Genomic DNA, 12,958 nt, shown 5'->3' on the forward strand with positions numbered 1-12,958 from the left:
CGCCCGTGTGTAGCTTTGGGCCCCGGTCTGAGACCCTCATGCTTGAGCAGTAACTTTTTGAACACCGGAAGGACGGTCGTGCACATCGTCATCATGGGCTGCGGGAGAGTGGGTTCCGCTCTTGCCCAGACCCTGGAGCAACAGGGCCACACGGTCGCCGTGATCGACCAGGACCCCACCGCCTTCCGCCGGCTGGGCCCGGGGTTCGGGGGCCGCCGGGTCACCGGTGTCGGCTTCGACCAGGACACCCTGCGCGAGGCGGGTATCGAGGAGGCCGGCGCGTTCGCCGCGGTCTCCAGCGGTGACAACTCCAACATCATCTCCGCGCGGGTGGCCCGTGAGATGTTCGGCGTGCAGAACGTGGCGGCCCGCATCTACGACCCCCGTCGCGCCGAGGTCTACCAGCGCCTGGGCATCCCCACCGTGGCCACGGTCCGCTGGACCGCCGACCAGATGCTGCGCCGGCTGCTGCCCTCGGGAGCCGAGCCGCTGTGGCGCGATCCCACCGGCGGCGTGCAGCTCGCCGAGGTGCACGCCTCGCCGAAGTGGGTCGGCCACAAGATCAGCAAGCTCCAGGAGGAGACGGGCGTCCGGGTGGCGTTCCTGACCCGGCTGGGCGAGGCGGTCCTGCCCACCTCCCAGACGGTGCTGCAGGAGGGCGACCTCGTGCATGTGATGATGCGGACGGACGACGTGGACAAGGTCGAGGCGGCGTTCGCCGGTGGCCCGGAAGAGGAGGGCGGTCACTGATGAGGGTCGCCATTGCCGGGGCCGGCGCGGTCGGCCGCTCGATCGCGGGCGAACTGCTGGAGAACGGCCACGAGGTCCTGCTGATCGACAAGGCGCCGACCGCCATCTCGGTCGAGCGCGTCCCGCAGGCGGAGTGGCTGCTCGCCGACGCCTGTGAGATCACCTCCCTGGACGAGGCGGCGCTCCAGCGCTGCAACGTCGTGATCGCCGCGACCGGCGACGACAAGGTGAACCTGGTCGTCTCGCTGCTCGCGAAGACGGAGTACGGCGTCCCGCGCGTCGTCGCCCGGGTGAACAACCCCAAGAACGAGTGGCTGTTCAACGAGGCATGGGGCGTGGACGTGGCCGTCTCCACCCCGCGCCTGATGTCGGCGCTGGTCGAGGAGGCGGTGAGCGTCGGCGACCTGGTCCGGCTGCTGCGCTTCAGCCACGGCGACGCCAACCTGGTCGAGCTGACCCTGCCCGAGGAGTCGGCCCTGGCCGGCACCCAGGTGGGGGACGTGGAGTGGCCGGAGGACACCTCCCTGGTCACGATCATCCGCGGCACCCGTGTGCTGACCCCCTCCAAGGAGGACTCCCTGGAGGCGGGCGACGAGCTGCTGTTCGTGGCCGCCCAGGCCCGGGAGGAGCAGCTGGAGGAGCTGCTCTCGGTACGGCGCGAAGGCTGAACCCGGACGGACGGACGGCCGAGCCGGGACGGGACACGCGGAAGGGCGCCCTTGGTGACAAGGGCGCCCTTCCGCGTCGTACGACGGCTGCTCGTGGCCGTACGACGGGCGGCTGCTCGTGGGCCGTACGACGGCGTTCGCCGGCTACGGCAGCGGCTCGCCGCCGTAGGACGGCTGCTCACGCCTCCCGGCGGTGGCGGCCTCCACTCGCGTCGCCGGTGCCGGTGTCGGCGGCCGGCGCGGTGCCGGCGGCGAGGGCGGCCTTGCGCTCCTCCTCGGCCTTCTCCTGCGCCTCCATCTCCGCGAACACGTCGATGGGCGCGGGTGCCTTCGCCAGGAAGACCCAGGTCAGCCATACCGCGAGCAGGAACGGCGGGATCTTCAGGGCGACCAGGACCCAGCCGAGCTGCGTGGTGTCGGCCCACCAGTACAGCGGGAAGAGGATCGCGCACTTGGCGAGCAGGATCAGGCCCCAGGCCCAGCTCGCCTTGGCGTACGCCTTCTTGCGGCCCGGGTTGCGGGTGCGCCAGGAGAGGTTCTCCTTGAAGACCGGGCCCAGGATGAGGCCGATCAGGGGCACGCCGGCGAGGGTCGTGACGATGTACGCCACCGCCAGGCCCAGTGTGTAGAGCATGCCCGGGAGGTAGAAGTCCTTGGCGTTGCCGGTGAACATCGCGAAGACGACACCGAAGACCACGCCGAAGACACCGCTGAAGGCGTGCTTGACGGTGTCCCTCATGGCCAGCCGGACCACGACCAGCAGCAGGGACACCGCCAGCGCGGCGATCGCGGACAGGTGCAGGTCCTTGTTCAGCGTGAAGATCGTGACGAAGAGCAGGCCCGGCACGACCGTCTCGACCATGCCGCGGACCCCGCCGAAGGCCTCGAAGAGCGCCGCCTCGGTCACCGCTCGGGCGTCGCCGGGCTGGGTCTGGTCGGTGTCTTCGGTCGGCTTGTCGAGGGACGTCACCGGCTACTCCCGTCCGAGGGGTCGCAGTTCGTATTTCGGGTTGAACAGCACCCGGCGGCCCCGGCTCATGGAGATCCGGCCCGATGCGATCAGCTTGCGCCCCGGTTCTATCCCCACGATGGAGCGCCTGCCGAGCCACACCACGTCCAGCGCGGCGGAGCCGTCGAAGAGTTCGGCCTCCAGGGCCGGGACTCCGGCGCGCGGGCGCAGGGTGACCGTGCGCAAGGTACCAGTTACCGTGACGATCTGCCGGTCGTGGCAGTCGCCGATCTTGATGCAGCCCGCCGTCTCCGCGTCTTCGCGCAGCTCCTCCGACTCCAGGTCCTCCTGCGACGAGGAGAGCCGGTCGAGCATGCGCCGGAACCGGCCGGCCGGCTTTTCGGAACGAGGAACAGCAGTCATATGTGAAGCGTACCGGGGCCGCCGACGGGGCCGACAGGGCACTGAGAGCGCCCGCCGGCTCACTTCTCGAACCGGTAGCCCATCCCCGGCTCCGTGATGAAGTGCCGCGGGTGCGACGGGTCGGCCTCCAGCTTGCGCCGCAGCTGGGCCATGTACACCCGCAGGTAGTTGGTCTCGGTGCCGTACGACGGCCCCCACACCTCCCGCAGCAGCTGCTTCTGGCCGACGAGGCGGCCGGTGTTGCGCACCAGCACCTCCAGCAGGTGCCACTCGGTCGGGGTGAGCCGGACGTCCTTGCCGCCGCGGTGGACCTTCTTCGCGGCGAGGTCGACGGTGAAGCTTTCGGTCTCCACGACCGTCAGGTCGTCCTCGCCCGGTCCGGCCGGTTCGGCGCGGCGCACCGCGGCCCGCAGCCGGGCCAGCAGCTCGTCCATGCCGAACGGCTTGGTCACGTAGTCGTCGGCGCCCGCGTCCAGCGCCTCCACCTTCTCGTCGGAGGAGTGCCGGGCGGACAGCACCAGGACCGGCACCCGGGTCCAGCCGCGCAGGCCCCGGATGACCTCCACGCCGTCCATGTCGGGCAGGCCCAGGTCGAGGACGACCACGTCGGGGTGGCGGGAGGCGGCGAGTTCGAGCGCGGTCCTGCCGTCGGGGGCCGCGTCCACCTCGTAGGCGCGTGCCTTGAGGTTGATCACGAGGGCGCGCACGATCTGCGGCTCGTCGTCGACCACGAGCACCCGGGTCATATGGTGTGCCTTTCCGGTTCGGTACGGGGCTCCCCGGCGGGGAGCGGCTCGGGACGCGGTCCCGCCGCGCGCAGGCTCAGCACCATGGTGAGCCCGCCGCCCGGCGTGTCCTCCGCGGTGAGGGTGGCGCGCATGGCCTCGGCGAAACCCCGGGCGACCGCGAGGCCGAGCCCGACGCCGGCGCCGCGCGGAGCGTCACCGTAGCGCTGGAAGGGCTCGAAGATCCGCTCCTTGGCCTCGTCCGGCACTCCCGGCCCGCGGTCCACCACGCGCACCTCGACGCGGTCGGCGATGGCGCTCGCGGCCACCAGGACGCGCCGTCCGCGCGGACTGTACTTGACGGCGTTCTCGACGAGGTTGGCCACCGACCGCTCCAGCAGCCCGGGGTCGACGGCGACCATCGGCAGCGTCTCGGGCACGTCCAGGTCGACGCCGTCCTCGGGTACGCCGACCAGGGCCATCGGGACGACCTCGTCCACGTCGATCTCCCGGATCAGCGGGGTGACCGTGCCGGTCTGGAGCCGGGACATGTCCAGCAGGTTGCCCACGAGGTGGTCGAGGCGGTCGGCGCCCTCCTCGATGCCCTCCAGCAGCTCCGCCCGGTCCTCCTCGGACCACGCCACGTCGTCGGAGCGCAGGGAGGACACGGCGGCCTTGATGCCGGCCAGCGGGGTGCGCAGATCGTGGCTGACGGCGGCGAGCAGCGCGGTGCGGATGCGGTTGCCCTCGGCGAGCGCACGGGACCGGTCGGCCTCCTCCTGGAGGCGCCGGCGTTCCAGGACGACGGCGGCCTGGGCGGCGAAGGCGGCCAGCACCCGGCGGTCCGCGGCGGGCAGCACCCGGCCGGTGAGGGCGAGCGCCATGTGGTCGCCGACGGGCATGTCCACGTCGGCGTCCTCGGGGCGTTCCAGCGGCGGCCCGAAACCGGCCCGGCCGGCGCAGGTCCAGGGCGCCACGTCGCTCTCCCGCTCCAGCAGGGCGGCCGACTCCATGGCGAAGGTCTCGCGGACCCGTTCCAGCAGTTCCTCCAGGCTGGTCTCGCCGCGCAGCACGTTGCCGGCGAGGAAGGAGAGGATCTCCGACTCGGCGCGCAGCCTCGCCGCCTGGTCGGTGCGCCGGGCGGCGAGGTCCACCACCGAGGAGACCGCCATGCCCACTCCGAAGAAGATCGCGATGGCGACGATGTTCTTCGGGTCGGCGACGGTGAGCCGGTGCAGCGGCGGGGTGTAGAAGTAGTTCAGCAGCAGCGAGCCGAAGGCGGCCGAGGCCAGCGCGGGCAGCAGGCCGCCGAGCAGGGCCGCGGCGACGGTGACGGCCAGGAACAGCAGCATGTCGTTGGCGAGGCCGAGGCCGGCGGTGTTCAGGCCCAGCGCGAGGACGACCGGACCGGCCAGGCCGACCGCCCAGCCCCACAGGATGCGGGCCCGCCCGAGCCGGCCGCCGCGGGCCACGGGCAGTCCCCGGCCCTTGGCGGCCTCCTCGTGGGTGACGATGTGCACGTCGAGGTCGGGGCCGGAATCCCGGGCGACCGTGGCGCCGACGCCGGGCCCGAAGACGTACTGCCAGGCCTTGCGGCGCGAGGAGCCCAGCACGATCTGGGTGGCGTTCACTCCGCGCGCGAAGTCGAGCAGGGCAGCCGGTATGTCGTCGCCGACCACATGGTGGAACGTTCCGCCGAGGTCCTCCACCAGGGTGCGCTGGACGGCCAGCTCCTTCGGGGAGGCCGAGGTCAGGCCGTCGCTGCGGGCGATGTAGACGGCCATGACCTCGCCGCCGGCGCCCTTCTCGGCGAGCCGGGCGGCCCGGCGGATGAGGGTGCGCCCCTCGGGACCGCCGGTCAGGCCCACCACGATCCGCTCCCGGGAGCCCCATATCGCCGAGACCCGGTGGGCGCTGCGGTACTGGGTCAGGTACTCGTCGGCCCGGTCGGCCACCCACAGCAGCGCCAGCTCGCGCAGGGCGGTGAGGTTGCCGGGCCGGAAGTAGTTGGACAGGGCCGCGTCGACCTTGTCCGGCGCGTAGATGTTGCCGTGCGCCATGCGGCGGCGCAGGGCCTGCGGGGACATGTCGACCAGTTCGATCTGGTCGGCCCGGCGTACCACCTCGTCGGGAACGGTCTCGCGCTGCCGCACCCCGGTGATCGACTCCACGACGTCGCCGAGTGACTCCAGGTGCTGGATGTTGACGGTGGAGACGACGTCGATGCCGGCGGCGAGCAGTTCCGCGACGTCCTGCCAGCGCTTGGCGTTGCGGGAGCCGGGGACGTTGGTGTGGGCCAGCTCGTCCACGAGGGCGACGGCGGGGGCCCGGCGCAGCACGGCGTCGACGTCCATCTCCTCGAAGACGGCCGCACGGTGCTCCAGCCGTCCGCGCGGCACCTGCTCCAGGCCGTGCAGCAGCACCTCGGTGCGCGGCCTGCCGTGGTGCTCCACGAACGCGACCACACAGTCCGTGCCCCGCTCGACGCGGCGGTGCGCCTCGGCGAGCATGGCGTAGGTCTTGCCCACGCCCGGTGCCGCGCCGAGGTAGATCCGAAGCGTGCCGCGTGCCATGCCCACATCGTCTTTCCGTGCCTGAAGTATGCGCAGCGTCGACCTTACGGCCGACCACCACGGCGATCAGGACCGGAGGGACGAACAGGGTCCGACTTTGACGCAACCCTGACGAGGCACGCGCCAAAGGGGCGCGGGGCGCGAAAAACGGGCCGCGCCCTCGAAGGCACGGCCCGTACATCCCCGCTGAACCCGGCGGAGCGCCTAGCGGACCTCGGTGATCTCCGGCCCCCGCTGCAACTGCCCCATCCCGCCGGAGAAGCGCGAGCCCTCCTCCTGCTGGACACCCTCGGGCACCATCTGCGCGTCGTTCGGCAGCTTCAGGACGATCGGGTCGCGCGGAGCCATCGGGCCCTCGCCGCGGACCACGACCGTGTCACGGAAGATCTGCTCCAGCAGCCCGGCGGCCTCCGGCTGCACCGCGCCCTGCCCGGAGATCACACCGCGCAGGAACCAGCGCGGGCCGTCCACGCCGACGAACCGGACGACCTGGAATCCGCCGGTGCCGTCGGGCAGCTGCACCGGCACCCGGGCGCGCAGCTCCCAGCCGAGCGGGCCCTCGACCTCGTCGACGATGCCACCCTGCTGGGTGATGCCGGACGCGATCTCCTCGCGGACCTCGGCCCAGATGCCCTCGCGCTTGGGCGCGGCGAACGCCTGGAGCTGGACGGCGCTGTCGCGCAGGACGACGGTCGCGGCGACGATGGCGTCACCGGCCACCTCGACCCGCAGCTCCATGCCGTCGACGCCCGGCACGAACAGCCCGCCGAGGTCGACGCGGCCCTCGGCCGGGTCGCGGACCTCGCTGCTGTCCCACGGCCCGTCGGGGCGGGGCCCGGGCTCCAGCCGGAGGCGCTCGCGCCCGGTCTCCTCCTCGCCCGCCTCGGTGTCGACGCTGTCGACGACCTGCTCGGCCTCGCCGGCCGCGTCCTCGGCGGCACCCTTCTTCTTGCGACGTCCGAACACGTCACTGTCCTTCCCGGTCGGATACGACCGAAGCGTATCGATTCCCACCCGTCGGACCGCCTACGGCGGCCTGACCGCTTGTGCCGCTGTCGCCGCCCACCGCGGCATGGCCGCCGGTGGACCCGAAGCCCCCCTCGGCCCGCGCCGAGCCGGGAAGTTCCGCGACCTCCTGGAAGCGGACCCTCTCGACCTGCTGGACGACCAGTTGGGCAATCCGGTCGAAGCGCTCGAACCGCACGCTCTCGCGCGGGTCGAGATTCACCACGATCACCTTGATCTCCCCACGGTACCCGGCATCAACCGTCCCCGGGGCATTCACCAGGGCGACACCGCAGCGGGCGGCCAGGCCGGACCGCGGGTGCACGAACGCCGCGTACCCCTCCGGGAGGGCGATCGACACTCCGGTGGGCAGCACGGCACGCTCGCCGGGCGCCAGCTCGCGGGGTTCGGTGGTGCGCAGATCGGCTCCGGCGTCACCCGGGTGTTCGTACGCCGGGAGCGGGACGTCGGGGTCGACGCGGCGGATCAGCACGTCGAGGGGGCTACGGCTCACGGGTTCACCTCGAAGGCGCGGGTGCGCCGGATCTGGTCCGGGTCGTTCATGGCGGCCTGGATCTCCTCCCGGCGGCCGTGGTCGGTGAAGTGGTCCACCTTGACCTCGACGAAGAGGGCGTCGGCGCGGACGGCGACCGGTCCGCCGGGGCCGTTGAGGCGTCCGGTGGCGGTGCAGTAGATCTTGCGCCCCGCGACGGCGGTGACCTCGGCCTGGAGGAAGAGCGTGGCGCCCACGGGCACCGGCCTAACGAAGTCCGTCTCCAGCCGCCCGGTCACGGCGATGGTGCGCAGCAGCCAGTTCAGCGAGCCGAGGGTCTCGTCCAGGGCCGCGGTGAGCACTCCGCCGTGCGCGAGACCCGGGGCACCCTGGTGGGCGGGCCGCACGGTGAACTCGGCGGTCAGCGAGACGCCCTCGCCGGCCCGGGCCTCCAGGTGCAGTCCGTGCGGCTGACCGGGGCCACAGCCGAAGCAGTGCCCGTAGTGGGCGCCGAGGAGTTCCCCGGGCGCGGGCGCGTCGGGGTGCCGTATGGGCTTGCCCGCGTCGGCGGGAGGCTGAAGAGCTGCGGAACTACCACTCACAGCCGCAGACCTTACCCGCGCATCGGCCGACTACGGATCCCATGCCAAGCTTGGTTTCATGCAGCTCTCCGCCACCCCCTACGAAGAACGTCTCACGGCTCCCCGCTCGTGGTGGGTGATCAGCCTCCTGGTGGGCGTCTCGTTCGCCCTGATCCTCCTGCCGTTCGGCACGCTGCCGCTGCTCGGCGGCCTGGTCGGGGGTACGGCCGCGGCGGCGGTGGTGGCGAGCGCCTACGGCTCCCCGCGCATCCGGGTGGTGGGCGGCTCGCTGATCGCGGGCGAGGCGAAGATCCCGGTGTCGGCGCTCGGCACGACGGAGATCCTGGACGCCGAGCAGGCCCGCGCCTGGCGGACGTACAAGGCCGACACCCGCGCCTTCCTGCTGCTGCGCGCCTACATCCCGACGGCGCTGCGCGTGGAGGTCACCGACCCCGAGGACCCGACGCCGTACCTGTACCTGTCGACGCGGGAGCCCGAGAAGCTGGCGGCGGCGATCGACGCGGCCCGCACGGCCGGCGTCTGAGGCACGCCCCAGTACCAGCCTCCTACGGTTTTCCGGAGGTACCCGGCGCTTCCGGAAGCTCCGGCAGCTCCAGTGGTTCCGCCGGCTTCTCCAGCGGCGGCAGCTCCGGCAGCTCGTCCCAGGGCACCTGGCTCTTGCGCAGGTCGGCCCGGATCCGGGCGGCGAGCTTTCTGGTCTCGCGGCGGTTCATGACCGCCCCGACCGCGGCTCCGACCAGGAACGGCATCAGGTTGGGCAGGTCGCGGACCATTCGCTTCATGATCCGCTGGCGCAGTTCGCGCTTCATGCGGCCGCCGAGGGCCGTGTCGTACGACGAGGGCTTCATCACGTCGATGCCGCGCTCCCCCGACCAGGAGGACAGATACGCGGCGGTACGCGTCTTGAGGCCGCCGGGCGGGCGTACGCCGTAGACCTCGTGCAGTTCCGCGATGAGCTTCAGCTCGATCGCGGCGACCCCGGTGATCTCCGCGGCCAGTTCGGTCGGCATGGCCGGGGGCACCGGCAGCATCGCCGCCGCCCCGACTCCGGCACCGACCGTGGAGGTGCCGGCCGCGGCGCCCGCCACCAGCTTGTCGGCCAGTTCCTCGGGTCCGAGGCCGGGGAACTGGCGGCGCAGGGCCGCGAGGTCGCGTACGGGGATCCGCGGGGCGATCTCGATGATGCGGTCCGCGAGGGTACGACAGGCCCGCGCGGGCCCGGCTGCCGCCCCTGCGGGCGCCTTCCCGGGCCAGGTCCCGGGTCTTCTCGCGGATCACCGCCACCCGGCGCCGGGCGACGGGTGCGGGGTGGTGCGACGGTGCCGGGAGGCCGTCCCGGTCCGCCGCCGGTCCGAACGGGGCTCCCGCTCCGGGGGAGCCCCGCTCGTCGTCACGCGCGCCGTGCGGGCCGTCGAGCGGCCCTTGGTCCGCTTTCCCCAGGGGGAAGCGGCGCTTCCGGGGAGGGGTCGAGCCAGACACGGCCGACCCCTCCTCAGTCGCAGTCGCGGCAGATCGGCTGGCCGTTCTTCTCCCGGGCCAGCTGGCTGCGGTGGTGCACCAGGAAGCAGCTCATGCAGGTGAACTCGTCCTGCTGCTTGGGCAGGACCCGGACGGCCAGTTCCTCGTTGGAAAGGTCCGCGCCGGGCAGTTCGAGGCCCTCTGCGGCCTCGAACTCGTCGACGTCCACCGCGGAGGTGGACTTGTCGTTCCTCCGGGCCTTCAGCTCTTCAAGGCTGTCCGAGTCGACGTCGTCGTCGGTCTTGCGTGGAGTGTCGTAATCGGTTGCCATATCGCTCTCCCCCTCTGGGTGTCTGCGGTGTCTCCAGCGCACGTAACGCGTGAGAGGCCGGACTTGTGCCCGACCTGAAGCGGAGATTTTGCCTCACATCAAGGTCTGTTACTCAATCGACACCCAATCCGACCCCTCAGGAGTGATCGGCTTGGACGGCGGTGAGGACCGTACACGGTCCGAACGTCGCACCTCAAAGGCGCCTCCCCGTGTACTTCCCGTGATCAAGAGCCCTGAAAACCAGGACATTACCGTCTTTCCACCCTCTGTCATGATCACTCTGCGTACATGGCCGGAAATCCGCCCATGTGATCGATCACACAGGAGGACGTCCGTTCGGTCGCCGGGAAATTCCGCGTAGAGCGAACACAATCCGCGCGTGTCCTCCCGTGTCACATGGGCAGAGTGACACGCATCTCCAGTCCACCGCCCTCTCGTGGGCGGGCGTGGATGTGGCCGCCGTGCGCCCGGGCCACGGACCGGACGATGGACAGACCGAGGCCCACGCCCTTGTCGCTGCCCGTGCGCTCGGTGCGCAGGCGGCGGAAGGGCTCGAAGAGGTTGTCGATCTCGTACGCCGGCACCACCGGCCCGGTGTTGGAGACCGTCAGCACCGCCTGCCCGTGCTCGACCTCGGTGTTCACCTCCACCCACCCGGCCTCCGGCACGTTGTAGCGCACCGCGTTCTGCACCAGGTTCAGCGCGATCCGCTCCAGCAGCACGCCGTTGCCCCGCACCACCGCCGGTTTGCGCTCGCCCCGGATCCGCACACCCTTGGCCTCCGCCTCGGCGTGCACCTGGTCGACGGCCTGGGTGGCGACCTCGGCCAGGTCGACCGGTTTGCGCTCGACGATCTGGTTGTCGCTGCGGGCCAGCAGCAGCAATCCCTCGACCAGCTGTTCGCTGCGCTCGTTGGTGGCCAGCAGCGTCTTGCCGAGCTGCTGGAGCTCCACCGGCGCGTTCGGGTCCGACAGGTGCACTTCGAGGAGCGTGCGGTTGATCGCGAGCGGGGTGCGCAGCTCGTGCGAGGCGTTGCCGACGAAGCGCTGCTGGGCGGTGAAGGCCCGCTGCAGCCGCTCCAGCATGTCGTCGAAGGTGTCCGCCAGCTCCTTCAGCTCGTCGTCGGGGCCGTCCAGCTCGATCCGGCGGGACAGGTCCGAGCCGGCCACCTGGCGGGCGGTGCGGGTGATCCGGCCGAGCGGGGACAGCACGCGGCCGGCCATCGCGTACCCGAACGCGAACGCGATCACGGCGAGGCCCAGCAGGGCCAGCAGGGAGCGGCTGAGCAGGTTGTCCAGGGCTCCCTGGCGCTGCTGGTCGACGCAGTGGGCGATCGCCTCGTTGAAGTCGGACAGCGGCAGGCTGGTGGTGTTGATCGCGGTGATCGCGGGGCAGTTGTCGCTGGTGACCCGGATCGACGTGCCGCTCACGATCTTGAACAGCGGCTGGTTGCCGGTGCTGATCGCCTGCGCGGCCAGCAGATAGATGATCGACAGCAGCAGGATGCCGGCGATCAGGAACATGCCGCCGTACAGCAGCGTCAGCCGTATGCGGATGGTCGGCCGCAGCCACGGGAAGGGGGGCTGCGGCCTCCTGGGGTCCCAGGTGGGCTTCGGCGGCGCCTGGGGCGGCGCGGGTGTCGCGGCCACCGGGATCAGATCCGGTAGCCGGAGCCGGGGACGGTGACGATGACCGGCGGCTCGCCCAGCTTGCGGCGCAGGGTCATCACCGTCACCCGCACCACGTTGGTGAAGGGGTCGGTGTTCTCGTCCCAGGCCTTCTCCAGCAGCTGCTCCGCCGACACGACGGCGCCCTCGCTGCGCATCAGCACCTCCAGCACCGCGAACTCCTTGGGAGCCAGCTGGACCTCCTTGCCGTCGCGGAAGACCTCGCGGCGGTTGGGGTCGAGCTTGATGCCGGCGCGCTCCAGGACCGGCGGCAGGGGCACGCTGGTACGGCGGCCGAGGGCCCGCACGCGCGCGATCAGCTCGCTGAACGCGAACGGCTTGGGCAGGTAGTCGTCGGCGCCGATCTCCAGGCCCTCGACCCGGTCGCTGACGTCGCCGGAGGCGGTGAGCATCAGCACGCGCGTGGGCATGCCCAGCTCGACGATCCTGCGGCAGACGTCGTCGCCGTGCACCAGCGGGAGGTCGCGGTCGAGAACGACCACGTCGTAGTCGTTGACGCCGATGCGTTCCAGGGCGGCCGCACCGTCGTACACGACGTCGACGGCCATGGCCTCCCGGCGCAGGCCGGTGGCCACCGCATCGGCGAGCAGTTGCTCGTCCTCGACGACGAGTACGCGCACGTCGCTTGTCCTTCCTGTGTCCGCCCGCGGGACGCGCCGCGGGCGCGTGCGGGCAGGGGTCTGCGTTGGGGTGTGGCCCCCATCCTGCCCTTTTCGGCCATAAGTCGGCTGTAAGGCGGTCCCGGGACCGCAGGGACTGGAGTTCCGGGGCGGGAATACAAGAATTTCTCCTCCGGTTAGGTTTCCCCGGAGAGGAGCGGGGGGAGGACGGCTTTACACCCCGCGATCACGCTCTGCATGTGCCGCAGCACCATGCGGCACTCCGCCTTCCGCTTCCGCAGAGCGGGCGTGGGTGTCCGGCACCGTCGCCGCCCGGCCGGGCAGCGCTGGGCACCTGCGAGAGACGTGATCGCCCCTTCCATACGGCACACCCCCGTGCCACCGACCCACGACCCAGGACGAGGGGGCGCAGCATGGACGCTTTCACCTCAGGACTTCTGCAGCGCATAAGGGCGACCGAGTCCGACCTTTCGCGGGCTCGTGACGAAGGCGACGACTTCCTCGTCGAAGTGGAGCAGGCGGAACTCGACGACCTGCGACGCCTCGCCGCCGAACACGGTGTGGAGGTCGGCGCGTCACGCGTCTGATCGGCCCGAGCGCGACGAGGGACCCCGGCGAATCCAGCGCCGGGGTCCCTTCGCGTGCGGCCGGCGGTGTCCCGCCGGCCCGTCCG

At 71.6% G+C, this 12,958-nt stretch carries 14 protein-coding genes and 1 pseudogene; 4 read left to right on the top strand and 11 right to left on the bottom strand.

The genetic code is table 11. From position 1 onward, the window contains the following. Positions 1–78: 78 nt before the first annotated feature. Together SCK26_RS09535 and SCK26_RS09540 are read left to right on the top strand one after the other, a co-directional pair. On the top strand, positions 79–750 hold the full coding sequence (locus SCK26_RS09535; RefSeq protein ID WP_318200848.1) for a potassium channel family protein: 672 nt from the start codon (positions 79–81) through the stop codon (positions 748–750). Then, positions 750–1,418 (top strand): potassium channel family protein, encoded by a 669-nt coding sequence (locus SCK26_RS09540; RefSeq protein ID WP_318200849.1) that lies wholly within the window; start codon positions 750–752, stop codon positions 1,416–1,418. The genes SCK26_RS09535 and SCK26_RS09540 overlap by 1 nt, the downstream gene beginning before the upstream one ends. 178 nt (positions 1,419–1,596) lie before the next feature. Here SCK26_RS09540 and SCK26_RS09545 read toward each other — a convergent pair whose 3' ends face one another. The 7 genes from SCK26_RS09545 to SCK26_RS09575 form a co-directional block, all read right to left on the bottom strand. Further along, positions 1,597–2,388 carry a DUF3159 domain-containing protein gene (locus SCK26_RS09545; protein ID WP_318200850.1) on the bottom strand — a complete coding sequence of 264 codons (792 nt, stop codon included), beginning with the start codon at positions 2,386–2,388 and terminating at the stop codon, positions 1,597–1,599. A gap of 3 nt (positions 2,389–2,391) precedes the next feature. Further along, a complete protein-coding gene (locus SCK26_RS09550) occupies positions 2,392–2,790 on the bottom strand; it encodes an OB-fold nucleic acid binding domain-containing protein (RefSeq protein WP_078844252.1) in 399 nt (132 codons plus the stop codon). Between the two features lie 59 nt (positions 2,791–2,849). Beyond that, on the bottom strand, positions 2,850–3,536 hold the full coding sequence (locus SCK26_RS09555) for a response regulator (RefSeq protein WP_318200851.1): 687 nt from the start codon (positions 3,534–3,536) through the stop codon (positions 2,850–2,852). Further along, positions 3,533–6,088, bottom strand: coding sequence for a sensor histidine kinase KdpD (locus SCK26_RS09560; RefSeq protein ID WP_318200852.1), 2,556 nt, complete (start codon positions 6,086–6,088; stop codon positions 3,533–3,535). The genes SCK26_RS09555 and SCK26_RS09560 overlap by 4 nt, the downstream gene beginning before the upstream one ends. Positions 6,089–6,292: 204 nt before the next feature. Next, complete coding sequence (locus SCK26_RS09565; RefSeq protein WP_318200853.1) at positions 6,293–7,054, bottom strand: DUF3710 domain-containing protein; 762 nt, start codon at positions 7,052–7,054, stop codon at positions 6,293–6,295. Between the two features lies 1 nt (position 7,055). After that, entirely contained in the window at positions 7,056–7,607 is a 552-nt protein-coding gene (gene dut / locus SCK26_RS09570; RefSeq protein WP_318200854.1) for a dUTP diphosphatase, read from the bottom strand. Continuing rightward, positions 7,604–8,188, bottom strand: a complete 585-nt coding sequence (locus tag SCK26_RS09575; protein ID WP_318200855.1) for a PaaI family thioesterase — start codon at positions 8,186–8,188, stop codon at positions 7,604–7,606. Before SCK26_RS09575 ends, dut begins: the two co-directional genes overlap by 4 nt. Before the next feature lie 58 nt (positions 8,189–8,246). Here SCK26_RS09575 and SCK26_RS09580 point away from each other — a divergent pair, with 58 nt between their 5' ends. Continuing rightward, positions 8,247–8,711, top strand: a complete 465-nt coding sequence (locus SCK26_RS09580) for a DUF3093 domain-containing protein (RefSeq protein WP_318200856.1) — start codon at positions 8,247–8,249, stop codon at positions 8,709–8,711. A gap of 22 nt (positions 8,712–8,733) precedes the next feature. On the opposite strand, the pseudogene SCK26_RS09585 reads toward SCK26_RS09580, so the two are convergent. The 4 genes and pseudogenes from SCK26_RS09585 to SCK26_RS09600 form a co-directional block, all read right to left on the bottom strand. After that, positions 8,734–9,667: pseudogene (locus SCK26_RS09585) on the bottom strand (hypothetical protein). Between the two features lie 13 nt (positions 9,668–9,680). Further along, a complete protein-coding gene (locus tag SCK26_RS09590) occupies positions 9,681–9,977 on the bottom strand; it encodes a DUF4193 domain-containing protein (RefSeq protein ID WP_005481602.1) in 297 nt (98 codons plus the stop codon). A gap of 392 nt (positions 9,978–10,369) precedes the next feature. Then, positions 10,370–11,626: a sensor histidine kinase gene (locus tag SCK26_RS09595; protein ID WP_318200857.1), complete on the bottom strand. Its 1,257-nt coding sequence runs from the start codon at positions 11,624–11,626 to the stop codon at positions 10,370–10,372. A gap of 5 nt (positions 11,627–11,631) precedes the next feature. Then, positions 11,632–12,285 carry a response regulator transcription factor gene (locus SCK26_RS09600; protein WP_007387794.1) on the bottom strand — a complete coding sequence of 218 codons (654 nt, stop codon included), beginning with the start codon at positions 12,283–12,285 and terminating at the stop codon, positions 11,632–11,634. Positions 12,286–12,698: 413 nt separating this feature from the next. Between SCK26_RS09600 and SCK26_RS09605 the strand changes: the two genes are divergently transcribed. After that, positions 12,699–12,872 carry a hypothetical protein gene (locus SCK26_RS09605; protein WP_167345744.1) on the top strand — a complete coding sequence of 58 codons (174 nt, stop codon included), beginning with the start codon at positions 12,699–12,701 and terminating at the stop codon, positions 12,870–12,872. Positions 12,873–12,958: the final 86 nt, after the last annotated feature.

It is taken from the genome of Streptomyces sp. SCL15-4, from assembly GCF_033366695.1.
GTDB lineage: Bacteria > Actinomycetota > Actinomycetes > Streptomycetales > Streptomycetaceae > Streptomyces.